This window comes from Caballeronia sp. BR00000012568055, from assembly GCF_029439455.1.
Classification (GTDB): domain Bacteria; phylum Pseudomonadota; class Gammaproteobacteria; order Burkholderiales; family Burkholderiaceae; genus Caballeronia.
In genome coordinates this window covers 1-736 of the sequence record NZ_JAQFVG010000187.1, presented here as the reverse complement: position 1 = coordinate 736, position 736 = coordinate 1, and the positions used below count along the sequence as shown (strand labels likewise).

1 pseudogene is annotated in these 736 nt (G+C 61.7%); it reads left to right on the top strand.

The features are described 5' to 3' along the window. Positions 1-736, top strand: a pseudogene (locus P7F28_RS09700) (type II secretory pathway protein); the annotation flags it as partial.

Here is a 736-nt window from a genome sequence, read left to right as displayed (position 1 = left end):
CGCGTATGAAGCCACGCTGCCGGCGATCTTCCGCGAGAAGAGCGTGACGTTCCCGGGCAATCTGCCGTTGTCGAAAATCGCGACGCTGGTGTCGAGCGCAACTGGCTATCCTGTGCATCTGAGCCCGGACGTGTTCATTCCGCGCGATGCGCTGATTCCGAAGACCAACGGTGGCGGGGTGTCGGTGCCCATGCCGACGGCGGCGCTTGCGAAATCGAATGTCGAGCCGGTCTACGCACAGCCCTGCAACTGCAAGGTGGGTGAGTATCTGCGCGGCGTGACCGAGAATCTGGGGCTGGACTGGACCTTTGACGGCACGACCATCTCAATCAGTCGCTTTGTCACCAAGACGTTCACGATTGCCGCGATACCCGGCAAGGTGTCGATCAAATCGACCCTGTCGAAGGGAACGGATACCTCAACCGGCAATCAGTCGTCGGGTGGCACGACGGGCGGCATGTCCGGCAATACCGGTTCGTTCTCGTCGGTGACGTCTTCCGGTCGCGATGGCACGTTCGATCAGATCGCGATCATCCAGTCGGAGCTTGAGAAGCTGAAGTCGCCGCTCGGTGAGGTGGTCGTCAACCCGCAAAGCCGTCTGGTGATGGTCCGCGACACGAAGGAGGCGGTGGATCGCATGGGCGCGTTGCTCGCGCGCGAAAACGCAATCTCCACTCGCCAGGTCGCGCTGCGCGTACGCACGCTGCAGATCGATATGAGTGATGGCTCGCAGGCT